At 54.9% G+C, this 25,709-nt stretch carries 24 protein-coding genes; 12 read left to right on the forward strand and 12 right to left on the reverse strand.

The window, feature by feature from the left end; all coding sequences use genetic code 11:
• Positions 1–149 precede the first annotated feature (149 nt).
• From yeaG to AC2CF9_RS03105, 6 genes are all read left to right on the forward strand, one after another.
• Positions 150–2,084 carry a protein kinase YeaG gene (gene yeaG, locus AC2CF9_RS03080; RefSeq protein WP_065649162.1) on the forward strand — a complete coding sequence of 645 codons (1,935 nt, stop codon included), beginning with the start codon at positions 150–152 and terminating at the stop codon, positions 2,082–2,084.
• An 88-nt stretch (positions 2,085–2,172) separates the two neighbouring features.
• Complete coding sequence (locus tag AC2CF9_RS03085) at positions 2,173–3,450, forward strand: YeaH/YhbH family protein (RefSeq protein ID WP_039384703.1); 1,278 nt, start codon at positions 2,173–2,175, stop codon at positions 3,448–3,450.
• A 227-nt stretch (positions 3,451–3,677) separates the two neighbouring features.
• Positions 3,678–5,405 (forward strand): potassium/proton antiporter, encoded by a 1,728-nt coding sequence (locus AC2CF9_RS03090; RefSeq protein WP_484556227.1) that lies wholly within the window; start codon positions 3,678–3,680, stop codon positions 5,403–5,405.
• 76 nt (positions 5,406–5,481) lie between these two features.
• Entirely contained in the window at positions 5,482–5,715 is a 234-nt protein-coding gene (locus AC2CF9_RS03095; RefSeq protein WP_039384706.1) for a DUF1480 family protein, read from the forward strand.
• Positions 5,716–6,090: 375 nt separating this feature from the next.
• The gene (gene wbaP, locus AC2CF9_RS03100; RefSeq protein ID WP_484556228.1) at positions 6,091–7,557 is read left to right on the forward strand and encodes an undecaprenyl-phosphate galactose phosphotransferase WbaP; all 1,467 of its coding nucleotides are present in this window, start codon (positions 6,091–6,093) and stop codon (positions 7,555–7,557) included.
• A 121-nt stretch (positions 7,558–7,678) separates the two neighbouring features.
• Positions 7,679–8,872 (forward strand): multidrug effflux MFS transporter, encoded by a 1,194-nt coding sequence (locus AC2CF9_RS03105; RefSeq protein WP_484556229.1) that lies wholly within the window; start codon positions 7,679–7,681, stop codon positions 8,870–8,872.
• Here the strand turns inward: AC2CF9_RS03105 and dadX are convergent.
• Both dadX and AC2CF9_RS03115 read right to left on the reverse strand, forming a co-directional pair.
• Positions 8,865–9,935 carry a catabolic alanine racemase DadX gene (gene dadX, locus AC2CF9_RS03110; protein ID WP_150016266.1) on the reverse strand — a complete coding sequence of 357 codons (1,071 nt, stop codon included), beginning with the start codon at positions 9,933–9,935 and terminating at the stop codon, positions 8,865–8,867. The genes AC2CF9_RS03105 and dadX overlap by 8 nt on opposite strands.
• 21 nt (positions 9,936–9,956) lie before the next feature.
• Positions 9,957–11,258: a D-amino acid dehydrogenase gene (locus AC2CF9_RS03115; protein WP_484556230.1), complete on the reverse strand. Its 1,302-nt coding sequence runs from the start codon at positions 11,256–11,258 to the stop codon at positions 9,957–9,959.
• 488 nt (positions 11,259–11,746) lie between these two features.
• On the opposite strand from AC2CF9_RS03115, the gene AC2CF9_RS03120 reads away from it, so the two are divergent.
• Positions 11,747–13,282, forward strand: coding sequence for a SpoVR family protein (locus tag AC2CF9_RS03120; protein WP_065649154.1), 1,536 nt, complete (start codon positions 11,747–11,749; stop codon positions 13,280–13,282).
• 34 nt (positions 13,283–13,316) lie between these two features.
• Here AC2CF9_RS03120 and fadR read toward each other — a convergent pair whose 3' ends face one another.
• The gene (fadR, locus tag AC2CF9_RS03125; protein WP_108569375.1) at positions 13,317–14,036 is read right to left on the reverse strand and encodes a fatty acid metabolism transcriptional regulator FadR; all 720 of its coding nucleotides are present in this window, start codon (positions 14,034–14,036) and stop codon (positions 13,317–13,319) included.
• A gap of 285 nt (positions 14,037–14,321) precedes the next feature.
• Between fadR and dsbB the strand changes: the two genes are divergently transcribed.
• Positions 14,322–14,852 carry a disulfide bond formation protein DsbB gene (gene dsbB / locus AC2CF9_RS03130; RefSeq protein ID WP_484556231.1) on the forward strand — a complete coding sequence of 177 codons (531 nt, stop codon included), beginning with the start codon at positions 14,322–14,324 and terminating at the stop codon, positions 14,850–14,852.
• Between the two features lie 11 nt (positions 14,853–14,863).
• Here dsbB and AC2CF9_RS03135 read toward each other — a convergent pair whose 3' ends face one another.
• The 3 genes from AC2CF9_RS03135 to AC2CF9_RS03145 all read right to left on the reverse strand — a co-directional run bounded on the left by AC2CF9_RS03135 (position 14,864) and on the right by AC2CF9_RS03145 (position 16,572).
• Positions 14,864–15,310 carry a YcgN family cysteine cluster protein gene (locus AC2CF9_RS03135; RefSeq protein ID WP_039384718.1) on the reverse strand — a complete coding sequence of 149 codons (447 nt, stop codon included), beginning with the start codon at positions 15,308–15,310 and terminating at the stop codon, positions 14,864–14,866.
• 65 nt (positions 15,311–15,375) lie between these two features.
• Positions 15,376–16,035 (reverse strand): fumarylacetoacetate hydrolase family protein, encoded by a 660-nt coding sequence (locus AC2CF9_RS03140; protein ID WP_150016270.1) that lies wholly within the window; start codon positions 16,033–16,035, stop codon positions 15,376–15,378.
• A 261-nt stretch (positions 16,036–16,296) separates the two neighbouring features.
• Positions 16,297–16,572, reverse strand: a complete 276-nt coding sequence (locus tag AC2CF9_RS03145) for a YcgL domain-containing protein (RefSeq protein WP_039384721.1) — start codon at positions 16,570–16,572, stop codon at positions 16,297–16,299.
• A 155-nt stretch (positions 16,573–16,727) separates the two neighbouring features.
• Between AC2CF9_RS03145 and minC the strand changes: the two genes are divergently transcribed.
• From minC to minE, 3 genes are read left to right on the forward strand one after another with little or no spacing between them, the layout of a single operon-like run.
• A complete protein-coding gene (minC, locus tag AC2CF9_RS03150) occupies positions 16,728–17,435 on the forward strand; it encodes a septum site-determining protein MinC (RefSeq protein WP_484556232.1) in 708 nt (235 codons plus the stop codon).
• Between the two features lie 33 nt (positions 17,436–17,468).
• Positions 17,469–18,281 carry a septum site-determining protein MinD gene (gene minD / locus AC2CF9_RS03155; RefSeq protein ID WP_039384727.1) on the forward strand — a complete coding sequence of 271 codons (813 nt, stop codon included), beginning with the start codon at positions 17,469–17,471 and terminating at the stop codon, positions 18,279–18,281.
• Positions 18,282–18,284: 3 nt separating this feature from the next.
• Complete coding sequence (minE, locus tag AC2CF9_RS03160; protein WP_039384731.1) at positions 18,285–18,554, forward strand: cell division topological specificity factor MinE; 270 nt, start codon at positions 18,285–18,287, stop codon at positions 18,552–18,554.
• 55 nt (positions 18,555–18,609) lie between these two features.
• Here minE and rnd read toward each other — a convergent pair whose 3' ends face one another.
• The 5 genes from rnd to yoaA form a co-directional block, all read right to left on the reverse strand.
• Positions 18,610–19,731, reverse strand: a complete 1,122-nt coding sequence (gene rnd, locus AC2CF9_RS03165; RefSeq protein ID WP_484556233.1) for a ribonuclease D — start codon at positions 19,729–19,731, stop codon at positions 18,610–18,612.
• Between the two features lie 99 nt (positions 19,732–19,830).
• Positions 19,831–21,507 carry a long-chain-fatty-acid--CoA ligase FadD gene (gene fadD / locus AC2CF9_RS03170; protein WP_484556234.1) on the reverse strand — a complete coding sequence of 559 codons (1,677 nt, stop codon included), beginning with the start codon at positions 21,505–21,507 and terminating at the stop codon, positions 19,831–19,833.
• Positions 21,508–21,712: 205 nt separating this feature from the next.
• Positions 21,713–22,306 carry a Slp family lipoprotein gene (locus AC2CF9_RS03175; protein ID WP_150016274.1) on the reverse strand — a complete coding sequence of 198 codons (594 nt, stop codon included), beginning with the start codon at positions 22,304–22,306 and terminating at the stop codon, positions 21,713–21,715.
• A gap of 61 nt (positions 22,307–22,367) precedes the next feature.
• Positions 22,368–23,066, reverse strand: coding sequence for a tRNA (adenosine(37)-N6)-threonylcarbamoyltransferase complex dimerization subunit type 1 TsaB (gene tsaB / locus AC2CF9_RS03180; protein WP_484556235.1), 699 nt, complete (start codon positions 23,064–23,066; stop codon positions 22,368–22,370).
• 52 nt (positions 23,067–23,118) lie between these two features.
• Positions 23,119–25,029 (reverse strand): DNA repair helicase YoaA, encoded by a 1,911-nt coding sequence (gene yoaA, locus AC2CF9_RS03185; protein WP_484556236.1) that lies wholly within the window; start codon positions 25,027–25,029, stop codon positions 23,119–23,121.
• 124 nt (positions 25,030–25,153) lie between these two features.
• Here yoaA and AC2CF9_RS03190 point away from each other — a divergent pair, with 124 nt between their 5' ends.
• Entirely contained in the window at positions 25,154–25,498 is a 345-nt protein-coding gene (locus AC2CF9_RS03190) for a RidA family protein (protein ID WP_150016277.1), read from the forward strand.
• Between the two features lie 12 nt (positions 25,499–25,510).
• On the opposite strand, the gene AC2CF9_RS03195 is transcribed toward AC2CF9_RS03190, so the two are convergent.
• Entirely contained in the window at positions 25,511–25,696 is a 186-nt protein-coding gene (locus tag AC2CF9_RS03195; RefSeq protein WP_039384746.1) for a YoaH family protein, read from the reverse strand.
• Positions 25,697–25,709: the final 13 nt, after the last annotated feature.

Genomic DNA, 25,709 nt, shown 5'->3' on the forward strand with positions numbered 1-25,709 from the left:
GCGCCACTTACTACTTGATCTTTATCCGATACACGCTCATAACAATAGAGAAGCAGAGAGATTTATATCCTTAAAAATGAGAGGTTGGCACCACTGTTTGTAAGGTTACGTTTATTGTTCCCAACAATTCTAACAGGACGGGCATCGCTATGAATATATTCGATCACTATCGTCAGCGTTATGAAGCTGCCAAGGACGAAGAGTTCACACTGCAGGAATTTCTTACTATCTGTAAGCAGGATCGCAGTGCATACGCCAATGCGGCAGAACGACTGTTAACGGCTATTGGTGAGCCCGTTATGGTTGATACCGCTCAGGAGCCACGCCTTTCCCGTATCTTCTCGAATCGTGTTATTGGCCGTTACCCGGCATTTGAAGAGTTTTACGGTATGGAGGAAGCGATTGAACAGATCGTCTCCTACCTGAAACATGCGGCGCAGGGGCTGGAGGAGAAGAAACAGATCCTCTATTTACTCGGTCCGGTGGGCGGCGGTAAATCCTCTCTCGCTGAACGTTTAAAAGCGCTGATGCAGCGCGTGCCTATCTATGTACTGAGTGCCGATGGCGAACGCAGCCCGGTTAACGATCATCCGCTGTGCCTGTTTAACCCGCAGGAAGATGCCAATATTCTGGAGAAAGAGTATGGCGTACCGCGGCGCTACCTGGGCACCATTATGTCGCCGTGGGCAGCAAAACGCCTGCATGAGTTTGGCGGCGATATCACCCGTTTTAAAGTGGTAAAAGTGTGGCCATCAATCCTGGAACAACTGGCTATCGCTAAAACCGAACCCGGTGATGAAAATAACCAGGATATCTCTGCGCTGGTAGGTAAGGTTGATATTCGCAAGCTTGAGAACCATGCGCAAAACGATCCGGATGCCTATGGCTACTCTGGTGCACTCTGCCGCGCGAACCAGGGCATCATGGAGTTCGTTGAGATGTTCAAAGCGCCGATTAAAGTGCTGCACCCGCTGCTGACTGCTACGCAGGAAGGCAACTACAACGGTACAGAAGGCATTTCCGCGCTGCCTTTCAACGGCATTATTCTGGCGCACTCCAATGAATCGGAGTGGGTCACCTTCCGCAACAACAAGAATAATGAAGCTTTCCTCGACCGTGTCTATATCGTTAAGGTGCCTTACTGCCTGCGCGTTTCAGAAGAGATCAAAATCTACGAAAAACTGCTTAACCACAGCGATCTTACTACTGCGCCCTGCGCCCCCGGCACACTTGAAACGCTGGCACGCTTCACTATCCTGTCGCGGATGAAAGAGCCGGAAAACTCCAGCATCTACTCGAAAATGCGGGTGTATGACGGCGAAAGCCTGAAAGATACCGATCCTAAAGCGAAATCCTGGCAGGAGTATCACGATTACGCGGGCGTCGACGAAGGGATGAATGGCCTCTCAACCCGTTTTGCCTTCAAAATTCTGTCGCGCGTGTTCAACTTTGATCACACTGAAGTGGCCGCTAACCCGGTTCATCTCTTTTACGTGCTGGAGCAGCAGATTGAGCGGGAGCAGTTTCCGCAGGATCAGGCAGAGAAATATCTGGAGCATCTGAAAGGGTATTTAATTCCGAAATATGCGGAGTTTATTGGTAAAGAGATCCAGACCGCCTATCTGGAGTCCTATTCTGAATATGGTCAGAATATCTTTGACCGCTATGTCACCTATGCCGACTTCTGGATCCAGGATCAGGAGTATCGCGACCCGGATACCGGGCAACTGTTTGACCGTGAGTCGCTTAATGCGGAACTGGAGAAAATAGAGAAACCAGCCGGCATCAGTAATCCAAAAGATTTCCGTAATGAAATCGTCAACTTTGTTCTTCGCGCCCGGGCGCAAAATAGCGGCCGTAATCCAAACTGGACCAGCTATGAGAAACTGCGCACGGTCATTGAGAAAAAAATGTTCTCCAATACTGAGGAGCTGCTGCCGGTTATCTCGTTCAATACCAAAACGTCTACCGATGAGCAGAAAAAACATGATGATTTTGTCGACCGTATGATGGAGAAAGGCTATACCCGCAAACAGGTGCGTCTGCTCTGCGAGTGGTATCTCCGCGTGCGTAAATCGTCATAATCGATCCGTAAGCCCGGCGCCTGGCGCGCCGTTAATCAGGCCGGAGAGCCCTTTCCGGCCTGGCTTACACTGCAGTTGAGGGGAAACCATGGCCTATTTTATCGATCGGCGTCTCAACGGTAAAAACAAGAGTGCGGTCAACCGGCAGCGCTTTCTGCGCCGTTATAAGTCGCAAATCAAGCAATCGATTTCCGAGGCCATCAACAAGCGTTCGGTAACCGATACAGAGAGTGGTGAGTCGGTGTCGATTCCGATTGATGACATCAACGAACCCGTTTTTCATCAGGGTCGCGGCGGAAGCCGCCATCGTGTTCATCCCGGCAACGATCACTTTGTACAGAATGACCGTGTCGAGCGGCCTCAGGGCGGCGCGGGCGGTAGCGGCAGCGGTCAGGGCAACGCCAGTCAGGATGGTGAGGGGCAGGATGAGTTTGTCTTTCAGATATCGAAAGATGAGTACCTCGACTTGCTATTCGAAGACCTGGCGCTGCCAAACCTGCGTAAAAATCAGCATCGCCAGCTTAATGAGTTTAAAACGCATCGTGCCGGGTTTACCTCAAACGGCGTTCCGGCCAACATCAGCGTGGTACGTTCATTACAGAACTCACTCGCCCGGCGTACGGCCATGACAGCAGGCAAGCGCCGTATGCTGCATGAGCTGGAAGCAGCCCTGCATGAGGTAGAAAACAGCGAGCCTGCGCAGCTGCTTGAAGAGGATCGACTGCGTCATGAGATTGCTGAACTGCGCGCGCGTATCGAACGGGTGCCGTTTATTGACACCTTCGATCTGCGCTACAAAAATTTTGAAAAACGTCCTGAACCCTCCAGTCAGGCGGTGATGTTCTGCCTGATGGATGTATCCGGCTCAATGGATCAGGCCACCAAAGATATGGCCAAACGGTTCTATATTTTGCTTTACCTGTTCCTGAGTCGTACCTACAAAAACGTTGAAGTGGTGTATATCCGTCACCATACGCAGGCAAAAGAGGTGGATGAACAGGAATTCTTCTACTCGCAGGAAACCGGCGGCACCATTGTTTCCAGCGCGCTGAAGCTGATGGATGAGGTGGTCAAAGAACGCTATGACCCGTCCCAGTGGAATATTTATGCGGCGCAGGCGTCAGACGGCGATAACTGGGCAGATGATTCGCCGCTATGCCACGAGATCCTCGCGAAGCATATTTTGCCGGTGGTACGCTATTACAGCTATATCGAGATCACCCGGCGGGCCCATCAGACGCTGTGGCGCGAATATGAACACTTGCAGGCTATGTTTGACAATTTTGCTATCCAGCATATTCGCGAACCTGAAGATATCTACCCGGTATTCCGGGAGCTTTTCCACAAGCAGGCTGCCGAGGCCTGAATCGCAAGCCGGTCACTGACCGGCTTTTTTATATCTGATTACGACCTGTTTACCCGCAAAACGACCCGTCTGTTGCAGGATTTTCCTCTTTAATGTCATCATAGCTCGCATAAACAAAAAACAGGAAATTAAGCGCTGACAAGCCGTTGATAAGGCATTATCTTTTGAACTTATTTGTACGAATTGTTCGTGCTTGTCAGTTTTGGCCCGGTTGCAGGAGAATGCTATTGAATACCAGCATGATTTACAGTCTTTTTATTATTGGTTCCGTGCTGGTCGCTGCAAGCATTTTGCTGAGCTCATTTTCCTCGCGTCTTGGCATCCCTATTCTGGTGATCTTTCTCGCGCTCGGTATGCTGACCGGTGTGGATGGCATCGGCGGTATCGCCTTCGATAACTACCCGGTAGCCTATCTGGTCTCCAACCTTGCACTGGCGGTTATTCTGCTGGATGGCGGCATGCGCACGAAAGCCAGCTCGCTGAAAGTCGCGCTCGGTCCGGCGCTGTCGCTGGCAACAATCGGCGTCATGATCACCGCCGGCCTGACCGGTTTAATCGCAGCCTGGCTGTTTAAACTCGACCTGATGCAGGGATTTTTGATTGGCGCCATTATCGGCTCAACGGACGCAGCGGCGGTTTTTTCTCTGCTGGGTGATAAAGGCCTGAACGAACGCGTCAGCTCCACGCTGGAGATTGAATCGGGCAGCAACGACCCGATGGCCGTGTTTCTGACCATCACGCTGATTGATATGATCCAGCAGGGTCAGAGCGGTCTGAGCTGGATGTTTGTGGTACATCTGGTACAGCAGTTTGGTCTGGGCATCGTCTTTGGCCTCGGCGGCGGATGGGCGCTGCAGCAGCTGGTTAACCGTATCAGCCTGGCTCAGGGACTCTATCCGCTGCTGGCGCTTAGCGGTGGCATTATCGTATTCGCACTGACCACGGTGATGGAAGGCAGCGGAATCCTCGCGGTCTATCTGTGTGGCTTTTTACTGGGCAACAGTCCTATCCGCAACCGCCACGGCATTCTGCAAACGTTTGATGGCATGGCCTGGCTCAGCCAGATCGGCATGTTTATTGTACTGGGGCTGCTGGTGACGCCATCCGATTTGTGGCACATCGCCCTGCCGGCCATGATCCTCTCGCTCTGGCTGATTCTGGTCGCCCGCCCGCTGTCGGTTCTGGTCGGACTGCTGCCTTTCAAAGGGTTCACCGGTCGGGAACGTATTTTTATCAGCTGGGTCGGCCTGCGTGGCGCCGTGCCGATCATTCTGGCTGTGTTCCCGATGATGGCGGGACTGGAGAATGCCAGGCTCTATTTTAATATCGCATTCTTTGTAGTGCTGGTGTCACTGATGCTGCAGGGAACGTCGCTGGGTTACGCAGCGAAACGCGCCAGAGTGGTTGTTCCGCCGCTCGCCTCGCCTGTCAGCCGTATCGGGCTTGATATCCATCCGGAAAATCCGTGGGAGCAGTTTGTCTATCAGCTTAATGCCGATAAATGGTGTGTGGGTGCGGCGCTGCGCGATCTCAAAATGCCGCGTGAAACGCGCATTGCGGCGCTGTTCCGTGATAACACGCTGATGCATCCCAGCGGCGCTACCCGGCTAAAAGAGGGCGATGTACTGTGCGTAATAGGCCGCGAGCGCGATTTACCGGCGCTGGGTAAAATGTTCAGTCAGACGCCGCCGGTGGCCCTTGACCAGCGCTTTTTCGGCGACTTTATTCTCGACGCCGATGCCCGCCTGCGGGACGTGGCGCAAATTTATGGCCTGGAGCTGGATGATGAAACCAGCGATCAACAGTCACTGGGGCAGCTGGTGATGAGCCTGCTCGGCAGCACGCCGGTAGTAGGCGACCAGGTAGAATGGAAGCAGCTGACCTGGACCGTCGCGGAAAAAGAGGATAATAAAATCATGAAAGTCGGCGTGCGCGTCAGCGAAGAGCGAGAATAATCTGAGGTTTTAGCGCCCCTGAAGCGGTCAGCAGCGACTATGATCTTACATATCAGTCAGCAAACGGGAGCAAAAAATGGGAACGGTAGTCAAAATTGGTCGCTATGAGATTGTTGATGCAGAGATGGGAGGCGATAAACCTGATACCGTCTCTATTCCCTGTCAGACTAACCCGGGACTGAGCTATCAGCTTGATGGCTGGGACCATGAGACCAGCGTGCCGGCGTGGATTGATGGCGAGCCTGTTGATTTGAAAATTGGTCACTATGACAAAGAGCAGGATCGCTGGGTACTCAATCGCCCTGCCTGATTTCATCACACCGTCATACCTGCGTATGGCGGTGATTCCTAAAATTCGCTGAAAAAAAGCGCTGTTTTTGTCCTCTTTTTCATCACCATCTCTGTTTATTCAATAACATAGCTGATAATCCCCCGGGTCAATAATTTCCTTTTAAGAGTAATTCCATATTAACTCTGTCAGATTCCTCTTGCATACTCGTAAACGTTGCTGCTGTTTTCGTGACTTATATCACGTCTTATCCGGCCCTTGCCGTGCAGCGCTTGAGAAATAACTAATGGTTAGTGTGCTGATAGCGAACGTTATTTTGCCTCTCAGCCACCAATCCTGAGCGCGTACTTGATTCTGGTCAGGCCATCTTTTACTTAAGAAAAGAGAGCAGGTGTTATGGCAAGTACAATTGTAATGAATGACGCAACCCGCTCATGGAGCGGCCTGCGCAAAAATCTCATTGCTAAAGTCGCATTAAGTCTTTCCGATCTTATTGCACTTAATCTGGCGCTGTTTTTATCAGCGGCTACCGTCCAGGGAATTTGGGGAGAGCTGGACAGCTTTATTCCGCCGCAGCAGATTGAGTACCGGTTTATCGCGCAGCTTGGCCTCTCGGTACTCTGTACCGCCTGGTTCTGGGTCCGGATGCGGCACTACACCTATCGCAAACCTTTCTGGTTTGAGCTGAAAGAAGTGGTCAAAACGCTGTTTGTTTTTTCACTGCTGGATCTGGCGCTGATTGCCTTTTCAAAATGGGATTTTTCACGCATGGTCTGGGTGTTCAGCTGGAGCTGGGCGCTGCTGCTGCTGCCGCTGATGCGCGCAATGGTAAAACGGGCGATCAGCCGTGCAGGACAGTGGCAGAAAGAGACCATTATCATCGGCTCAGGCAAAAATGCCCTTGAAGCCTATGCCGCGCTGCAGAGTGAAGAGATCCTCGGTTATAACGTGCAGGCGTTTATCTCCCTGGATGATGAAAACATCCCGGATAAACTCAACGGCGTGCCGGTTATCACCCGCAAGGATATCAACTGGCAGACCATGGATCGTGATAACACGCAGTTTATCGTGGCGACTGAATATGAACAGCAGGCGGTACGCGATCACTGGCTGAAGTTTCTTTCCAGAATGAAATGCCGCTCTGTCTCAGTGATCCCGACGCTGCGGGGCGTACCGCTTTACGGTACCGATATGTCATTTATCTTTAGTCATGAAGTGATGATTCTGCGCGTCAGCAATAATCTGGCCAAGCGCTCATCACGCTTCCTGAAGCGCACCTTTGATATTGTGGTAGCGTCATTGCTGCTGCTGTTTCTCGCCCCGGTATTTGGCCTGCTCTGCTGGATGGTGAAACGCGATGGCGGTAACGCTATCTACGGTCATGAGCGCGTAGGTCAGGATGGCGCAAAGTTTAAATGCCTGAAGTTTCGCTCTATGGTCACCAACTCCCAGGAGGTCCTGCAGGCGCTGCTGGCCACCAGCGATGAGGCGCGGGCAGAATGGGATCGTGACTTTAAGCTGAAAAACGATCCGCGCATTACCCGCATCGGCGGCTTCCTGCGTAAAACCAGCCTCGATGAGCTGCCGCAGCTCTGGAACGTGATCCGCGGAGAGATGAGCCTGGTGGGACCGCGTCCGGTCATCGAAGCTGAACTGGAGCGCTATGCCGGTGACGTTGACTACTACCTGATGGCCAAACCGGGTATGACCGGTTTGTGGCAGGTAAGCGGTCGTAATGATATTGATTATGACACCCGCGTCTATTTTGATTCCTGGTATGTAAAAAACTGGGCGCTGTGGACCGATATTGCCATTCTGTTTAAAACCGCCGGCGTGGTACTGCGCCGCGACGGGGCCTACTGACCGCTCTCTGTGCGATGCCCGCCGTCCGGCGGCAGGCATCGCCTTTTCACTTTAGCGCTTTCTTTTTGCCCGCAGACTCATTACCCTTCTCGCCTGTTTAACAGGACGTTTCTGGTTCTTCATGCAAAAATTCACGCTTATTCTGCTGAGTCTGGTGCTGCTCGCTCCGCTCGGTATTGATCTCTACCTGCCTGTTCTGCCGCAGATTGCCGATGGCCTTAACGCCCCGGTCAGCCTGATCCAGCTTACCATCCCGCTGTTCCTGCTGATCATGGGCATAGGTCAGCTGGTGACGGGTCCGCTGGTGGACAACTTTGGCCGCAAGCCCGTGGCGCTGGCTGGCCTGCTGCTCTATATCGTGGGCAGCGCCGTTGCGGCAACCGCCACGCTCTGGCCGGTATTTTTCCTGGCGCGCATTATTCAGGGCTGCGGCGTCTGCTGCAGCGCGGTGGTGGCATTCAGCGGCGTACGCGATCGCCTGAGCGGCGATGAGGCGGCACGCGCTTACGGGTTTCTGAATGGTGCGCTGAACATCGTTCCGGCTCTGGCACCGCTGCTGGGCGGCCTTCTGGCGGAAGCCTATGGCTGGCGTGCGCCTTTCTGGTTCCTGTGCAGCTATGCGCTGGCGATTGGCCTGCTGGTGATCGTGGCTTTACCGGAAACCCGGCCGGCGGATACGCTGCGGGTGAAGGGATTGCCGCTGGCGCAATATGGCGCGATTCTGCGCCAGCCGCGCTTTCTCGCTTTTGCGTTTGCCAATGCAGGCGCACTGGGCATGGTGCTGACCTACGTCTCTCTGGCTCCGCATGTGCTGATGACCAAAGGCGGCCTGACGCCGCTGCAATTCTCGTTTGCCTTTGGAGCCAACGGTTTCTGGATCATGCTGGTCAGCGCCTTTGTGAATAAAACGATTCGCAAAGCGGGCCGGCCATTTTGTCTGGCGATGGGCTTCGTTACGATGCTGCTGGGGGCAATATTGCTGCAGGCGGGCGTTCACCTGCTGCCTGCTGAATGGCAGTCGCACTGGGCGCTCTATATGATCCCGGTGGCGGTATCGGTGGCAGGCCTTGCCTTTACCGTTGGCCCGGCCACCAGCTATGCGCTGGAACCCTATCAGCAGCAGGCGGGCGTAGCCGCAGCACTGCAGGGATTTATTCAGATGGCGGGAGGCGCTGGCGGCAGCATGCTGATTGTTGCCCTGCCGGTCGCGGAAAAATCGTCACTGGCTCTGATGATGCTGACTGGCGCAGCGCTGGCGCTGATTGCCTGGCGCTGCAGCCGTAAGATACGCGGCAGCGTGACCGCGCTTAAATAACCTCAACCGGCACGCGCGGGGCGAGCGCGCACATCAGCTCGTACCCGACCGTGCCGGCCGCTGCAGCGACGTCATCTATCTTCACGTCATTACCCCACAGCTCAACGGCGGTGCCGATACCCGCCTGCGGACAAGGTTCGAGATCGATCATCATCATATCCATCGACACCGTTCCCAGCGTGCGGGTGCGTACGCCGCCAACGGATACAGGTGTGCCGGTAGGAGCATGACGCGGATAGCCATCCGCATAACCGCAGGCCACAATGCCAATCCGCTGCGCTCCGCTGGCCCGGTAGCGATAGCCGTAGCCGACGCCGTCGCCCGCTGTCAGCTGCTGCACGCCGATAATTTCACTGCTCAGCGTCATAGCCGGCTGCAGCCCGGTACCGGCAATATCCTGCCAGCGACCGCTGGGCGAGGCGCCATACAGAACGATGCCAGGGCGCACCCAGTCATAATGCGTGAGCGGGTGCCACAGCGTGGCGGCAGAGTTGGCGAGCGAACGCGGACACTCCAGGCCTTCAGCCGCCTGCTCAATGCGCTGCAGTGGTCCGGCGACCCCCTCCGGATTGTCGGCATCAGCGAAGTGCGCCATCAGCGTGATCTCGCCGATTCCCGGCAGCGCACGCAGTTTTTGCCAGGCGTTATGCACCTGCTCAGGGCGAAAACCGAGCCGGTTCATCCCGCTGTTCATTTTCAGATAAACATCCACGGGAGCCGAGAGCTGCGCGGTCGCCAGCGCTTTGATTTGCCAGTTGCTGTGCACGCTGGTGGTCAGCCGGTAGCGATCGATCAGCGCCAGATCGTCTGCGTGGAAAAACCCTTCCAGCAGCAGAATCGGTTTTTTCCATCCCTGCTCGCGCAGCAGAATAGCCTCTTCGAGGTTGAGTAACGCAAAACCGTCGGTGCTCTCCAGCGCCTGCCAGACGCGGGCAATACCGTGCCCGTAAGCGTTAGCTTTGACCACTGACCATACGTGTGACTGCGGCGCTGCCTGGCGCACCACAGACAGATTATGACGCAGCGCCTGTCGGTTAACCGACGCGCGCACAGGACGTGACATAGTGTTAACTCTCCGTGAGTGTTAGCGTGCGATATCCGCGCGACGTAAAGGCGATGCGTGCGAGGCAAAACCCGGCAGATAGCGCAATACAGAGAGATCGTCTGCGGCAATCGCGGATTTCTGACCCGATACAATATCAGCCAGTAGCTGGCCGGAACCACAGGCCATGGTCCATCCCAGCGTGCCGTGTCCGGTGTTGAGATAGAGATTAGTCAGCGGGGTACGTCCTACAATTGGCGTACCGTCTGGCGTCATCGGACGCAGCCCTGTCCAGAAAGAGGCCTGTTCGATAAACCCGCCTTCAGGATAGAGATCGCGCACCACCATCTCCAGCGTTTCCCGCCGTGCCGGCAACAGTTTGGTGTTAAAACCAACAATTTCAGCCATGCCGCCTACCCGGATACGGTTATCAAATCGGGTCACGGCCACTTTATAAGTTTCATCCAGGATCGTAGAGCGTGGCGCAGCGTCAGCATCTTTTACCGGAATAGTCAGCGAATAGCCTTTCAGCGGATAAACCGGGATGGCGAGAATATCTTTCAGCAGCGCGGTCGAATAGGAGCCAAATGCCACGACGTACGCATCCGCTTTAATCACCTCATCCCCGCACTTCACGCCATAGATGCGGTTGCCTTCACGCAGTAACCGATCGACCGGCGTATTAAAGCGAAACGTGACGCCTGCTGCCATAGCCATTTCTGCCAGACGTTGGGTAAAGAGCTGACAATCGCCGGTTTCATCATTAGGCAGCCGCAGGCCACCGGTCAGCTTGTGCGCGGTGGCTGCCAGTGCTGGCTCGGCACGCTGCAGCTCATGAGCCTGCAGCAGCTCGTAAGGCACGCCCGCCTCTTTCAGCACGGCGATGTCTTTACTGGCGCTGTCGAACTGCTGCTGCGTGCGAAACAGCTGCAGCGTTCCGCCCTGCCGCTCTTCATAGGCAATCCCGGTTTCTGCACGCAGCGTTTTCAGGCAGTCGCGACTGTATTCAGCGATACGCACCATGCGGGCTTTGTTTTCCTGATAGTGACGCATATCGCAGTTACGCAGCATCTGCCACATCCACTCAAGCTGAAACCGGCTGCCATCGGGCCGCATCGCCAGCGGTGCGTGGCGCTGAAACATCCATTTAATCGCTTTCAGCGGTACGCCAGGTGCGGCCCACGGCGCCGCATAGCCGGGCGAGATCTGACCGGCGTTGCCGGCACTGGTTTCCAAAGCAGGGGCAGGCTGTCGATCGATGACGGTGACCTCATGTCCGGCCTGCGCCAGATACCAGGCACTTGCCACTCCCACTACCCCACTCCCCAGAATCACGACACGCATAGGCCCCTCGAGACAAAAGCATAATTAACTGGTATGAGAACCTGAGTCAGAATAATCAGGCTGCTCTGTTTATCTTAGATTTGACCCGGCTATTTCACATCTTTTTTAACATTCTGCACACTTAAATCCTTGCTGTTAGCAAAGATCAGAGTTTTACCGCATCTGAAGCGCTGACCTGAGCGCTTTGTCAGAAAAAAATCAGGGCTTTTTCCCTTTTTCAGCAGAATCACCCGCTGCTGCCTGACCGCTGTTTTTTCAGTTTATTATTCTGCCTTTTTATTTGCAGCCGGATTAATATCTCACAGCATAGTTGGATCGCGCTATCCGGATGATTTTTTGCCAAAAGAATTCGTTTGAGTTCCGTTATCGGATGCGAGACAGTGAACTATCCTTGATCTGTTCGCTCAGTTTTTGGGCGCTCTTTCTCAGGACGAAGCCTTCACCCGTGTGGCAGGGTCTTCCTGCCGCCTGCAAAACAGAGGTGCGCTATGACGACAATGTTTGACGAGCCAACCCGCAGCAGTAAACGACTCAGTGACGGGCCCGACTGGACATTTGAACTGCTTGATGTCTACCTGGCTGAAATCGACCGCGTGGCGAAAAGCTACGGGCTTGATACCTACCCGCATCAGATTGAAGTTATTACGTCCGAACAGATGATGGATGCCTACTCCAGCGTGGGGATGCCGATCAATTATGCGCACTGGTCATTCGGTAAAAAGTTTATTGAAACCGAGCAGCGTTATAAGCATGGGCAGCAGGGGCTCGCCTATGAGATCGTCATCAACTCTAATCCCTGTATCGCCTATCTGATGGAAGAGAATACGATGACCATGCAGGCGCTGGTGATGGCCCACGCCTGCTATGGACACAACTCTTTCTTTAAAAATAACTATCTGTTCCGCAGCTGGACGGATGCAAGTTCAATCGTCGATTATCTGCTGTTTGCGCGTAACTATATTGCTGACTGTGAGGAGCGCTTTGGTGTCGAAGAGGTTGAGCGCCTGGTTGACTCCTGCCACGCCCTGATGAACTACGGCGTTGACCGTTATAAGCGCCCGCAGAAAATTTCACTGCAGGAGGAGAAAGCGCGGCAAAAGAGTCGTGAAGAGTATCTGCAGAGTCAGGTAAACACGCTATGGCGTACGCTGCCGCGTAAAGAGAAAGAGGCGTCACACGTTGAGGCCGCACGCTATCCCTCTGAACCGCAGGAGAATCTGCTCTACTTTATGGAAAAAAATGCTCCCTTACTGGAGCCGTGGCAGCGCGAAGTGCTGCGTATCGTGCGTAAAGTAAGCCAGTATTTCTATCCGCAGAAACAGACGCAGGTGATGAATGAAGGCTGGGCTACCTTCTGGCACTACACGATCCTCAATCATCTCTATGACGAGGGCAAAGTATCAGAACGTTTTATGATGGAGTTTTTGCACAGTCATACCAACGTTATCTATCAGCCGCCTTATAACAGCCAGTGGTATAACGGTATTAACCCCTATGCCCTGGGATTTGCTATGTTCCAGGATATCAAACGCATCTGTCAGTCACCGACAGAAGAAGATCGCCACTGGTTCCCCGATATTGCCGGCTCCGACTGGCTTAAAACGCTGCATTTTGCGATGCGCGAGTTTAAAGATGAGAGCTTTATCAGTCAGTTCCTGTCGCCGAAAGTGATGCGCGATTTCCGTCTGTTCACCGTGATGGATGACGATCGCAATAACTATCTGGAAATTGCGGCGATTCATGATGAGGCTGGCTATCGCGCCATCCGTCAGCAGCTCTCTGCCCAGTATAATCTCAGCAATCTGGAACCCAATATTCAGGTCTATAACGTGGATCTGCGCGGCGATCGATCGCTGACGCTGCGCTATGTTCCTCAGCAGCGTGCGCCGCTGGATAAAAGCCGGCGCGATGTGCTGAAACATGTTCACCGGCTCTGGGGATTTGATATTCATCTGGAGCAGCAGAACGAAGATGGCAGTATAGAACTGCTCGATCGCTGTCCGCCGCGTGCGCCCGGACTCTGAGCATAAAAAACCGGACTGAAGAGTCCGGTTTTCTTTAGCGCTTGTTGCCGAGATCGTCTGGCAGATTTTTCTGCATACTGTGCCAGATCTCCCCGCTGCGGCGTCCATACATACGCACGCACTCAACCACCTGCTCCTGCGTCGGCTGCTGCGAACACATATCCGCCAGCTGCTGATAAAAGCTGCGTGCCAGCTCGCGCGCTTCAGGATTGGAAAAATAGTGGCGTCCAACCCGCGTATAGAGCCCTTTCAGTCCGTTGAGGATCAGACCGTAAATCGGATTGCCGGAAGCAAACGCCAGACCGCGGAATACCCGGTAATCAAGCTCAGCATAGGCATCCGCCTGATCCTGCTCATGCAGCGCGCTCTCCAGCACTTCGCGGGCTTTTTCCGGATGGTGACGCAGCGCACGGCTGATAAAAATAGAGGCGATGTTGCTGCGAACTGAGAGCAGATTATCAATCAGCTGCGGCACGCTATCGTGATCGAGCCGGGCCAGCGTCTCAAGGATGTTGAGGCCGGAGGTTTCCCAGAAATCATTTACGCGCGTCGGCTTGCCGTGCTGGATAGTGAGCCAGCCATCACGTGCCAGACGCTGCAGCACTTCGCGCAGGGTGGTGCGGGTAACGCCAATCAGTTCAGACAATTCACGTTCAGCAGGCAGAATCGACCCGGGGGGAAAACGACTGTTCCAGATACTCTCAATTATGTACTCTTCTGCGAATCCTGCAGGGCTCTGCGCCTTGATAACCATAGCGTTACGTTCTCATTGCGTTCTTAATCGTCATTACACTCATCATACCAGAGGGGCTATAGCGGAAATAGTCTGCTGGCGGATTAAAAGCATGGCCTGGCGCAAATTTCAGCATGCGGGCTGAATGCTTTCACCTGGTCCGTACCGGGCAAGCGGCTGGCGGGTCAGACAACCTGCCACATAAACGATCTGCGTCATTTTTATCGCTGAATTCCTGATTGCAGGCTGGCAGCGTCGGGCTTTTGGTTTACACTGCCAGGCACTGATAGCTAAGGGAAATCCACTATGTTGCGATATCTGAATCTCTGCTCGCGCGGGCGTGGCGCCTGGCTGCTGCTGGCATTGACCGCACTGGCGCTGGAGCTGGTGGCGCTGTTCTTCCAGCACGGTATGGGGCTTAAACCCTGCGTGATGTGTATCTATGAGCGGTGTGCGCTGTTTGGCGTAATGGCGGCAGGCGTGGTGGGCGCTATTGCGCCGCAGACTCCGCTGCGCTGGGCCAGCCTCGCCGTCTGGATCTACAGCGCCGCTGAGGGCCTGCGCTTATCCTGGGAGCACACCATGCTGCAGCTGCACCCTAACCCGTTTGTCACCTGCGACTTTGCCGCACGCTTTCCGGCATGGCTGCCGCTGGACAAATGGCTGCCTGCGGTATTTGTTGCCAGCGGCGACTGCGCTGAGCGCGGCTGGACGCTCCTCGGCTGGAGCATGCCGCAGTGGATGATTGCCATTTTTGCCGCCTACCTGCTGGTGGCGTTAGTCGTGCTTGTTGCTCAGCTATTCAGGCCGCGTCAGCGCAACCTTTTTGGCCGCTGACGGACGCAAAATCAGCCATTCCGATCGGGACGATCGATAATGTGATCTTCCCAGTCGCGTACTTCACTCTCGCGTACTGCGATGTAGCGCACAGAGATCCGCTGGGCATGCATCGCTTTTTTTGATCCCGCCAGCAGCGGATGCCAGGCGGGCAGCGCTTTGCCTTCGCCAAGCAGCCGGTAAGCGCAGGTGCGCGGCAGCCAGTTGAACGTTGTGAGGTTTTCACGCGTGAGCTTGATACAATCTTCTTCATACTCAAACCGGCGTTCGTAGTTACGGCACTGGCAGGTTTTAATATTCAGCTGGTTGCAGGCAACATTGGTGAAATAGATCTCATCCGTATCAGCGTCCTGCAGCTTATTCAGACAGCACTGTCCGCAGCCGTCACACAGCGATTCCCACTCAGCGTCGTCCATTTGTTCCAGACGTTTGGTCTGCCAGAAAGGTTGGTCACTCATCATTGCGGTCCGGGTTGTTCAGCAAAACCGCACCTTATAAAGGTTAAGATGCGGTGATGCAAGTATTACAGCACGCGCGTGCTGATACCGTGACCCGCCAGCGATATCTCAAGTTTATCCCCTGAGCGCAGCGGCCCTACGCCCTCTGGCGTGCCGGTCAGGATCACATCGCCTGCACGCAGCGTAAAAAACTGGCTCATATAGGCGATGAGCGGCTTGATTTTGTGGATCATATCGGCCGTGGAGCCATGCTGACGCAGCTCTCCGTTCACCATCAACTGCAGCTCGCTGTTTTGCGGATCGCCCGTATACTCACTGACCGGAATAAAACCGGACAGCGGACAGGCGTTGTCGAACCCTTTTGCGCGCTCCCAGGGCTGACCCGCTTTTTTGAATCCCGCCTGCAGATCGCGCAGCGTGAGGTCCAGCGCTACGCCATAACCCGCAATCGCTTTCGCTACATGCTCTTCGCTGGCCTGCTTTAATGTTGCGCCGATCAGGACAGCGAGTTCCACCTCATGATGTACCTCGCCGAGCGCGGCCGGGATAGAGAGCGGCTGCCGCAAATCGCACAAGGCTGTCTCAGGTTTGATGAACAGCACCGGCTCATCCGGCGTTGCACTTCCCATTTCTTTAATATGTTTTGCATAATTACTGCCTACGCATACCACTTTGCTGACCGGAAAATCCAGCAGAGCACCCTGCCAGTTACGATGCTGATACATATTTTTCACCTGCCTGAGTTATGTCTGCGCTCTGCCGGGATGACAGAGGCTCTGTGAGTAGCGGCCGGAACGGGGCGCCAGTGAGGATAATATTAACGGTTATCGCGACAGGTGTAACAGAAATTGTCAAAAGAGATTTATCTTTCTTACGACGGCGGGCAAACAAATTAATTGCCCACGACAGAATGGAACATGGGCAATTAATTAATCAATGAACACTGAATATATTTACAGGCTATATTTTTTACAGATGAATCTGAATTAAACTTCTTTACCCTGCTCAAGATGGACGTTGAGCAAACTTTCTACAGGCGGAGGGATCTGCAAATAAAAACCCTGCTCACGCAGCCCCTGCTTTACCTTTTCAATGTCGGCGTTAGCCAGTCTCTCACGCTTGTCCAGCGACAGCACCATCGCTAACTGCGGCTTGCCAAAACCTTTAAGCAGCGCTTCCGGCACGCGGGAGAAATCGTCCTTTTTTTCTACATAAAGATAAGTCTGGTCGCGTTGCGGGCTTCTATAGATCACACAAAACATATTTTTTACTCGAATTAACTGTTAGCGTCACTTGCCTGAATATTACAGTAACTATAACATGCTTGCAGAACTTCGAATATTGACCCGACGATGTTAATGGCGATTTTATCGACGTTCATCTCCGGGTCAAAAAAAACAGGACTGAGCCAGGACAGATGCCGCAATCGCCAATCGAATTCAAGGGAAGCAGTTTTACCCTGTCAGTTGTTCATCTGCACCATTCACAACCCGACGTGATTCGTCAGGCGCTGCAGGAGAAGATCGATCAGGCGCCGGCCTTTTTACAGAACGCTCCGGTCGTCCTGAACATCTCAGCGCTATCCGGCGATATTAACTGGAAGCAGATGCAGCAGGCGATCAGCGCGACCGGGCTGCGTATCGTTGGCGTCAGTGGTTGCAAAGATGACGTCCAGAAAAAAATGGTGGCCCGCGCGGGCTTACCGGTGCTGTCAGAAGGCAAAGAGAACCGCAAACCGGCTGAAGCGCCGTCTGCGGAAGAAGTGACTGCACCCGCTGTTGTTACCGAGAGCATCAACAAAACGCGCGTGGTGAATACGCCCGTGCGTTCCGGCCAGCAGATTTATGCCCGTAACGCCGACCTGATTGTGACCAGCAGCGTTAGCGCCGGAGCAGAACTGGTTGCCGATGGCAATATTCACATTTACGGCATGATGCGCGGCCGTGCGCTGGCAGGCGCCAGTGGCGATCGCGACTGCCAGATTTTCTGTACTCATCTTGCCGCTGAGCTGGTCTCAATCGCCGGTGAGTACTGGATCATGGATCAGATTCCGGCGGAATTTTTTGGTAAAGCGGCGCGCCTCTGTCTGAAAGAGGGCGCGCTTACCATCCAGACACTTACTTAGGCCCCTTTTCTTTCGTTAAGGAAATCAACATTTATGGCACGCATTATTGTAGTAACATCGGGCAAAGGGGGCGTTGGCAAGACCACGTCAAGCGCGGCCATCGCGACAGGGTTAGCGCAAAAGGGCAAAAAAACCGTTGTTATCGACTTCGATATTGGTCTGCGTAATCTCGATTTGATTATGGGCTGTGAACGTCGCGTCGTGTATGACTTTGTGAATGTTATTCAGGGTGATGCAACCCTGAATCAGGCGCTGATCCGCGATAAACGCACCGAGCAACTCTACATTCTGCCGGCATCACAGACGCGTGATAAAGACGCTCTGACGCGCGAAGGCGTAGAGAAAGTGCTGAACGATTTAGCCGCTATGGAGTTCGATTTTATCGTCTGTGACTCCCCGGCGGGCATAGAAACCGGCGCGCTGATGGCGCTCTATTTCGCTGATGAAGCGATTATTACAACCAACCCGGAAGTCTCATCCGTACGCGACTCTGACCGCATTCTGGGCATTATCTCCTCTAAATCGCGCCGGGCTGAAAACAGCCAGGATCCGGTTAAAGAGCATCTGCTGCTGACCCGTTACAACCCAGGTCGTGTGACCCGTGGCGATATGCTCAGCATGGAAGATGTGCTGGAAATCCTGCGTATTCCGCTGGTCGGTGTTATCCCGGAAGATCAGTCTGTGCTGCGCGCCTCAAACCAGGGCGAACCGGTGATCCTCGACATCAATTCTGACGCCGGTAAAGCTTATGCTGATACCGTAGAACGCCTGCTTGGCGAAGAACGCCCCTTCCGCTTTATTGAAGAAGAGAAGAAGGGTTTCCTGAAACGCCTGTTCGGGGGATAACCAATGGCCTTACTCGATTTCTTTTTATCCCGTAAAAAGAGCACAGCCAATATAGCCAAGGAGCGGCTGCAGATCATCGTTGCTGAACGCAGGAGGGGTGACAGTGAGCCCCACTATTTGCCTCAGCTTAAACGCGATATCCTGGAAGTGATCTGCAAATATGTCAAAATCGATCCCGATATGGTGACAGTACAGCTCGATCAGAAAGGCGACGATATTTCGATTCTGGAGCTGAACGTGACGCTGCCGGAAACGGAAGACGCACCGAAATGAGTGTGGCGGATCGCAGCGTTTCCCCTGCGTAATCGCGCAGGGGAAAACAGCGCGCTTAAAGTGCCTGCAGAATTTTGTCGATTCCCGGTTTCAGCAGCTCGCCACGCCAGCCGTTCAGCAGTTCGGGTGGGCGGTTTGCTGATTTCAGCCCCCAGTACACGCTGAGCACCTGATTAATCTGACGGCGTGATGCCAGCAGTTCCTGACTGTATCCCGTCTCTTCGCTTACCTGCTGTACCAGCGCTTTAATCGCTTTAAAGACCTGCTTATAGTGCGGATGCTCAATAAGATTGGGCAGCGGTGCCGGTAGCGTTGCCTCATCCTGTGCCTGCGCTTCAGCTACCTGATCAATCATCGCTTTACCGTGAAAACGGATTTCATGGCCGTTGAGCCCAAGGTGATCCAGTTCACCGAGGCTGCCGGGCAGATAGCGAGCCACCTTCCACAAATTCTCTTCACGTACCACAAAATTAACCGCCATATCTTTCTGACGCGCGACTTTCAGGCGCCAGGCCGCCAGGCGCTGCAGTGCGGCCAGCTGGCGCGGACGCAGCTGCCAGGCGTTGGTAATATCGCGCCACGCCTCTTCAGGCTGCAATATATCAAGCCGGCGCTGACACAGCATGTCACACTCGCTCAGGGCGGCCTTCATGTTGCCGGCGGCTTCAGTCTGCGCCATCAGCTCACGGGCAATAGGCAGCAGGTAGGCGACATCCGCTGCGGCATACTGGCACTGACGCTCGGTCAGCGGGCGCGCAAGCCAGTCGGTGCGAGCCTCACTTTTATCCAGTTCAATCCGGTTAAAGTGATTAACCATCGCCGCAAATCCCCAGGAGAGCGGCTGCCCGGAAAAGGCGGCCAGAATCTGTGTATCGATCATCGGCTGCGGCAGGCAGCCAAAGCGATGCAGAAAGACCTCCAGATCTTCGCCTCCGGCGTGCAGGAATTTAATCACCTGCGTATCCTGCAGCAGGTCGATAAACGGCGCCCAGTCACTAATCGGCAGTGGATCGATCAGTACCAGCTGTTCGCCATCAAACAGCTGAATCAGCCCGAGCTGAGGATAGTAGGTCCGGGTACGTACAAATTCAGTATCCAGAGCAACAGCATCATGCTGGCGAGCCAGGCGGCACACGTCAGCCAGCTGGTGGTCTTGGTCGATCAGGGTGTAATTCACGTATTTATTTCCGCTGCGCAAACCCCGCGCAGCGCTCCATGTTAAAAACAATAAAAACGCCGGTCGTAGCCGGCGTTAACCTGGGGAAGCATGGCGACACTACTGCCCTTCCCGCTTCGCCTCATCGCGCAGTTCGCGGCGTAAAATTTTGCCCACGTTTGTCTTTGGCAGCTCTTCACGAAACTCGATAATTTTCGGCACTTTGTAGCCGGTCAGCTGACGACGGCAGTGATCCAGCACCTCTTCTTTAGTCAGCCCGGGATCCTTTTTAACAACACAGACCTTCACCGCTTCCCCCGAGAGTTCGCTTGGCACGCCAATCGCTGCAGCTTCACGAATTTTTGGATGCTGCATCAGCACATCTTCAATTTCGTTGGGATAGACGTTGAAGCCGGACACCAGGATCATATCTTTTTTACGATCGACAATCCGGATAAACCCTTCGCTGTCCACGGTAACAATATCGCCGGTATGCAGCCAGCCATTTTTCAGCACTTCCAGCGTGGCATCAGGACGCTGCCAGTAGCCCGCCATCACCTGCGGGCCGCGGATACAGAGCTCTCCCGGCTCACCCGGCGTCACATCGTTATCCTGATCGTCAATAACCCGTACATCAGTAGAGGGCACCGGCAGGCCGATACTGCCGGTATGGCAGGTGATATCGTAAGGGTTAACCGATACCAGCGGGGAGCATTCGGTGAGGCCGTAGCCTTCAAGCAGATAGTGCCCGGTAAGCTTTTCCCAGCGCTCCGCTACCGCTTTCTGGACCGACATGCCTCCGCCAGCGGAGAGCCGCAGCGTGGAGAAGTCGAGTTTATTAAAGTTTTCATCATTCAGCAGTGCGTTAAACAGCGTATTTACGCCGGTAATGGCGGTAAACGGAAACTTAGCCAGCTCTTTAACGAATCCGGGTATGTCGCGCGGATTGGTGATCAGCAGGTTAGTGCCGCCCAGATCGAGGAACAGCAGACAGTTAACCGTCAGCGCAAAAATATGGTAGAGCGGCAGCGCCGTTACCACCTGCTCCTGCCCGGCGCGCAGCAGTTTGCCGTAGGTGGCTTTTGTCTGCTCAAGGTTTGCCTGCATGTTGCCATGGGTGAGCATCGCGCCTTTGGCGACGCCGGTGGTGCCGCCGGTATACTGCAGAAATGCCAGATCGTCATTGCTGAGCGCCGGACGCTGATAAGCCATGCGTGCCCCCTGCTGCAGCGCATGCCGCAGCGGTACAGCACCGGGCAAATGGTATTTCGGCACCAGCTTTTTGACATATTTGACCACAAAGTTCACCAGCGTCGCTTTGACCGGCGCCAGGTGATCGCCCATCCGCGTCAGCATTACATGCTTCACCGCCGTCTCTGCCACAACCTTTTCCAGCGTGTGGGCAAAATTGGAGACAATAACAATGGCACTGGCACCGCTGTCATTGAGCTGATGTTTCAGCTCGCGCGGGGTATAGAGCGGGTTAACATTTACCACCACCATGCCGGCACGCAGTACGCCAAACAGCGCCACCGGATACTGCAGCAGATTAGGCATCATCAGCGCTACGCGATCGCCCTGCTGCAGTCCCAGCCCCTGCTGCAGCCAGGCGGCAAAGTCGCGGCTCTGCGCGTCGAGCTGGCGATAGGTCAGCGGCTGCCCCATATTGATAAAGGCAACGTTGTCGGCATAGTGCAACACCGCATGTTCAAAGAGATCGACCAGAGAGGGATAACGGTCGGCATTTATTTCTGCTGGCACATCTGGCGGATAGCGTTTCAGCCAAACTTTGGTCAAAGAGTCACCCCGATATTCTTGTTGCGTAGCCATCGCCGCCTCTGCAATCAGTGTTATTAACAATACATTAACTGATTGTACCAGTTTGCCGGTTATGGCATTTTCAGGTTGCGAAGCCCATCACTAAATTTCGCGCGCCGGTTACGCGCCCAATAAAAAAGCCCGGCTGCGTGCACCGCAACCGGGCCGGAAAAGTATGTGGCGGCTACTCGGTCAGAATAGTCTGTACCTGAGCCGGCCCCCCCAGGTTCATCCCCCAGTAAGGGTTTGGTCCCCAGTAACCCGGATGATGCCGCGTCGGGCCATATCCGATCCAGGGATCGATTGGCTGCGGCGGCGTCATTACCTGCTGAGTCAGATGCCAGCGCTGATAGCCGCGCACATCAATCACAACAAAGTTATAACTGGCCTTGCCAATTTCACCTTTTTCGGTGCCTTTGATAGTACCCAGCACCGTAACATATTGGTTATTCACATCAACCGGATCGACGAATCCTTTGAGATCCGCATATATCCGTCCGACTGATGCAGCCCCCAGCCGGGGCCGGGCGCTCTCATCCAGCGGCTGCGTGGCTATCTCCAGCCGCGTCAGCCCGTTGAGGTTTGTGACGCGGACTACTTTACCGCCAAAGCGTGACTCCTGCCCTGTATAGAGCTGGGGGGCGTTCATCACGCGCAATAAATCCTGCTGCGGAAGCGCCGAGCTTCCTTTAATAGAATCGGGTACGCTGACGCAGCCGCTCAGCAGCAATACACACGCCAGTACGCCACCAGCGATTCCAGCACGATAACCTGGCATAAGCACATCTCCTGTAATTTTTAATTTAGACTGGAGGTGCAAAAATAAGTTGCGTGGCGACTCAGCGTCCGGGCAACTTTTTCCACGCCACTTCGTTACGCAGATAAACCGGCTCTGCATGCTCCACCGCTACGGTGTCGCCTCGCTGCCACGCCTGCAGCGCCAGCGGCAGCATATCTTCAGCCGCGGGCAGCGTAACCGGGGTGGCCAGTAGCGTTGCGCCCGGCTTGGTCATCAGCTCAGGCCATGCCTGCCAGCCGGTGCCTGCGGTCGCCCACTCGCCGCTCAGCGCCGCGATGCGGGCGGCAGCAGCTTCTGGCTTCAGTACCGCTTCGCTGTCGGCGCCGTGCCAGTGACCCGCATCATCGCGCTGATATTCAGCCCAGTAGACTTCACCCATACGTGCATCAATCGCCACCAGCACACGAGTGGCACCGGTCAGCCGCCAGGCTCCCTGCGCCATCGTTGCCAGCGAAGAGACGCCAATCATGGGTAAATTCGCGCCCAGCGCCAGTCCCTGCGCAATGCCAATACCAATGCGAACGCCGGTAAAACTGCCCGGCCCGCGCCCAAACGCCAGCGCATCCAGCGCGGTCAGGTCCAGCTGCTGCGCCTGCAGCAGCGACTGCACCAGCGGCAGAATGCGCTGCGTGTGATCGCGCGGAGCAATTTCAAAACGGGCATCGATCTGCTGCTGATTCAGCAGCGCGGCAGAACAGGCTTCTGTCGCCGTGTCCAGTGCTAAAATTCGGGCGGACATAACAACCTCAGAGAATCAAAATGGCGCGCATCTTATCACAAAGCGGCATAAATTAGTGTTCCTCAGCCTGCCGGACAAAGTCGATCGCACGCGCCAGATCGCGGGTCCGCGGCGTAGGCGGCAGGCTGCTGAGAAAGAGTTCGCCGTAAGGACGCGCGACCAGACGCTGATCGCAAATTACCAGTACGCCGCGATCGGCGGTGTCGCGGATCAAACGCCCCACTCCCTGCTTGAGGGTAATCACCGCATCCGGCAGCTGCACATCACTGAACGGATCGCCGCCGCGCAGCCGGCAATCCTCCATGCGCGCCTTCAGCAGCGGATCGTCTGGCGAGGTAAAGGGCAGTTTATCAATGATGACCAGCGACAGGGCATCGCCACGCACGTCGACGCCTTCCCAGAAGCTGCTGGTCGCGACCAGCAGCGCGTTACCCGCCTCCAGGAACTGCTTCAGCAGCTGCCCTTTGCTGGTTTCGCCCTGCAGCAGCACCGGCAGAGTCATCGACGCACGAAACTCGGCCGCCAGCTCACGCATCATCTTGTGTGAGGTGCAGAGAAAAAAGCAGCGTCCTTTATTGGCATCAATCAGCGGCTTCATCATCCGCGCCAGCTGCCGGGCACCGCCGGGCGCATTCGGCTCCGGCATATTGCGCGGCACGCACAGGAGCGCCTGCCGGGCGTAGTCAAACGGACTGTCGAGGATCAGCGTCTGCGCCTGCTCAACCCCGAGACGACTGGCGAAATGGCCGACCTGTTCATTCACCGCCAGCGTGGCGGACGTAAACACCCAGGCCGCTTTACGCGTATCCATCACTTCGCGAAAACGCTCCGCGACTGAAAGCGGCGTCAGCGCCAGCGTAAAGTGACGGCTGGTACATTCATACCAGTAGCTGAAACCGGGTTCGCTGATGGCACGCAATCGCTTCAGGCGGGTGCGATAGAGCGCCGCGCGCTCAAAGGCTGCATCAAGCAGCGCTGAGCGTCCCAGGGAGAGTTTGATGACGTCGTAACAGAGTTCCAGCGCATCATCCAGCAGAGTAAACATGCGCATGACGTTGTTATCACTGAGCAGATCGCGCAGATTACCGCGAAAGCCGGGCTCGCCAAGCGTCAGGCGAAAATCCTGCGCACACTGCGCCAGCCGATCGGCAGATTTCTGCAGCTGCTGCACATCACGCACCTCGGTGCGATAGGCAAGAATGATATCTTTGGCGAGATCCTGCAGCTGGCGGCTGGAGAGCTGCTGGCCAAAATAGTGGCTGGCGATGTCGGGCAGCTGATGCGCCTCATCGAAGATCATCACATCCGCTTCCGGGATCAGCTCGCCAAACCCGCCCTCTTTCACCACCAGGTCGGCCAGAAACAGATGATGGTTCACCACCACAACATCAGCATCCATCGCTTTTTTGCGCGCTTTTACGACAAAACACTCTTTATAGAGCGGGCAGTCGCTGCCAAGACAGTTGTCATTGGTGCTGGTGACGTAAGGCCAGACAGGGCTATCTTCAGCGACGCCGGCGCAGTTGCTGATATCGCCATCTTTGGTCTCTGATGACCAGCTGCGCACGTGGATAAGATCGCCCAGCGCCTGTACGGTAAGATCGCCGCCGCTCTGGTTTTGCTGCTCCATACGTTCGAGACAGAGATAGTTAGAGCGGCCTTTCAGCAGCGCAGTTTTTCCGCTGAATTTGAGCGCCCGGGCAATAGTAGGCAAATCGCGATTGTAGAGCTGATCCTGCAGCGCTTTGGAGCCGGTAGAGACAATGACTTTCTTTTTTGCGCGCAGTGCAGGCGCCAGATAGGCGTAGGTTTTACCGGTTCCGGTGCCCGCCTCTACTACCAGTTCACCGCCGTGCGTTACCGCTGCCGTGACCGCCTGTGCCATCTCATGCTGGGCCGCACGCGGTTTGAAATCCGGAATTGCCTGCGCTAACGCGCCATCTGCTGCAAAATCGTCTGCCACACATCCTCACCTGTAACCTGAAAAACACTGTAATTATGTCAGGATTCCGCAGACGCGACCACAACAGATGACATCGCAGCCCGGTTATGGCAGGCTGGCGCAGCAAAAAACAGAGGAGAACAGCATGTCTATTACGCGTATCGATCCCGAACACCGTATGTCCGAAGCCGTGATACACGATAATACGATCTACTACACCAGCGTCCCGGAAAATCTGGATGCCGATGCGGAGGCGCAGACGGCCAACGCGCTGGCAGTCATCGATCGTATTCTGACGCGCGCCGGATCGGACAAGAGCAATATTCTCGACGCCACAATTTTTTTGGTGGATAAAGCGGATTTTGCGGCGATGAATCGCGCCTGGGACGCATGGGTATCACCGGGCAACGCGCCGGTACGCTGCACCGTACAGGCCGGACTGATGAACCCGAAATATAAAGTAGAAATAAAAATTATCGCCGCACGTTAAGCGGCTCGGGCACTATTCGTTTTCATCTTCATCTTCGAAGCGTGCCCGAATCGCCTCCCCGGTAAAGGTCTCACGAATTTCCTGCGCCACCTGCGCAATCGCCTGGCCGCTGGCCATGCCGCCCGCCATCAGTTCCTGAATTCGCTCAACCGCCTGCTGCTGCTGCTCATGAGATAGTGCCGGAAGCCCTGTAAACATACGTTACTCCAGA

Source organism: Pantoea sp. SYBGC1, from assembly GCF_057197005.1.

Bases quoted from the DNA above. Each gene is read 5' to 3' on its own strand.
- AC2CF9_RS03095 (WP_039384706.1), top strand. From the start codon at position 5,482: ATGGGAACGGTAGTCAAAATTGGTCGCTATGAGATTGTTGATGCAGAG.
- AC2CF9_RS03140 (WP_150016270.1), bottom strand. From the start codon at position 16,035: ATGTATCAGCATCGTAACTGGCAGGGTGCTCTGCTGGATTTTCCGGTC.
- AC2CF9_RS03175 (WP_150016274.1), bottom strand. From the start codon at position 22,306: ATGCCAGGTTATCGTGCTGGAATCGCTGGTGGCGTACTGGCGTGTGTA.
- minD (WP_039384727.1), top strand. From the start codon at position 17,469: ATGGCACGCATTATTGTAGTAACATCGGGCAAAGGGGGCGTTGGCAAG.
- fadR (WP_108569375.1), bottom strand. From the start codon at position 14,036: ATGGTTATCAAGGCGCAGAGCCCTGCAGGATTCGCAGAAGAGTACATA.
- tsaB (WP_484556235.1), bottom strand. From the start codon at position 23,066: ATGTCCGCCCGAATTTTAGCACTGGACACGGCGACAGAAGCCTGTTCT.
- AC2CF9_RS03190 (WP_150016277.1), top strand. From the start codon at position 25,154: ATGTCTATTACGCGTATCGATCCCGAACACCGTATGTCCGAAGCCGTG.
- AC2CF9_RS03195 (WP_039384746.1), bottom strand. From the start codon at position 25,696: ATGTTTACAGGGCTTCCGGCACTATCTCATGAGCAGCAGCAGCAGGCG.
- AC2CF9_RS03085 (WP_039384703.1), top strand. From the start codon at position 2,173: ATGGCCTATTTTATCGATCGGCGTCTCAACGGTAAAAACAAGAGTGCG.
- AC2CF9_RS03145 (WP_039384721.1), bottom strand. From the start codon at position 16,572: ATGTTTTGTGTGATCTATAGAAGCCCGCAACGCGACCAGACTTATCTT.
- AC2CF9_RS03105 (WP_484556229.1), top strand. From the start codon at position 7,679: ATGCAAAAATTCACGCTTATTCTGCTGAGTCTGGTGCTGCTCGCTCCG.
- dadX (WP_150016266.1), bottom strand. From the start codon at position 9,935: ATGTCACGTCCTGTGCGCGCGTCGGTTAACCGACAGGCGCTGCGTCAT.
- minC (WP_484556232.1), top strand. From the start codon at position 16,728: ATGCCGCAATCGCCAATCGAATTCAAGGGAAGCAGTTTTACCCTGTCA.
- AC2CF9_RS03135 (WP_039384718.1), bottom strand. From the start codon at position 15,310: ATGAGTGACCAACCTTTCTGGCAGACCAAACGTCTGGAACAAATGGAC.
- AC2CF9_RS03120 (WP_065649154.1), top strand. From the start codon at position 11,747: ATGACGACAATGTTTGACGAGCCAACCCGCAGCAGTAAACGACTCAGT.
- dsbB (WP_484556231.1), top strand. From the start codon at position 14,322: ATGTTGCGATATCTGAATCTCTGCTCGCGCGGGCGTGGCGCCTGGCTG.
- yeaG (WP_065649162.1), top strand. From the start codon at position 150: ATGAATATATTCGATCACTATCGTCAGCGTTATGAAGCTGCCAAGGAC.
- minE (WP_039384731.1), top strand. From the start codon at position 18,285: ATGGCCTTACTCGATTTCTTTTTATCCCGTAAAAAGAGCACAGCCAAT.
- AC2CF9_RS03115 (WP_484556230.1), bottom strand. From the start codon at position 11,258: ATGCGTGTCGTGATTCTGGGGAGTGGGGTAGTGGGAGTGGCAAGTGCC.
- wbaP (WP_484556228.1), top strand. From the start codon at position 6,091: ATGGCAAGTACAATTGTAATGAATGACGCAACCCGCTCATGGAGCGGC.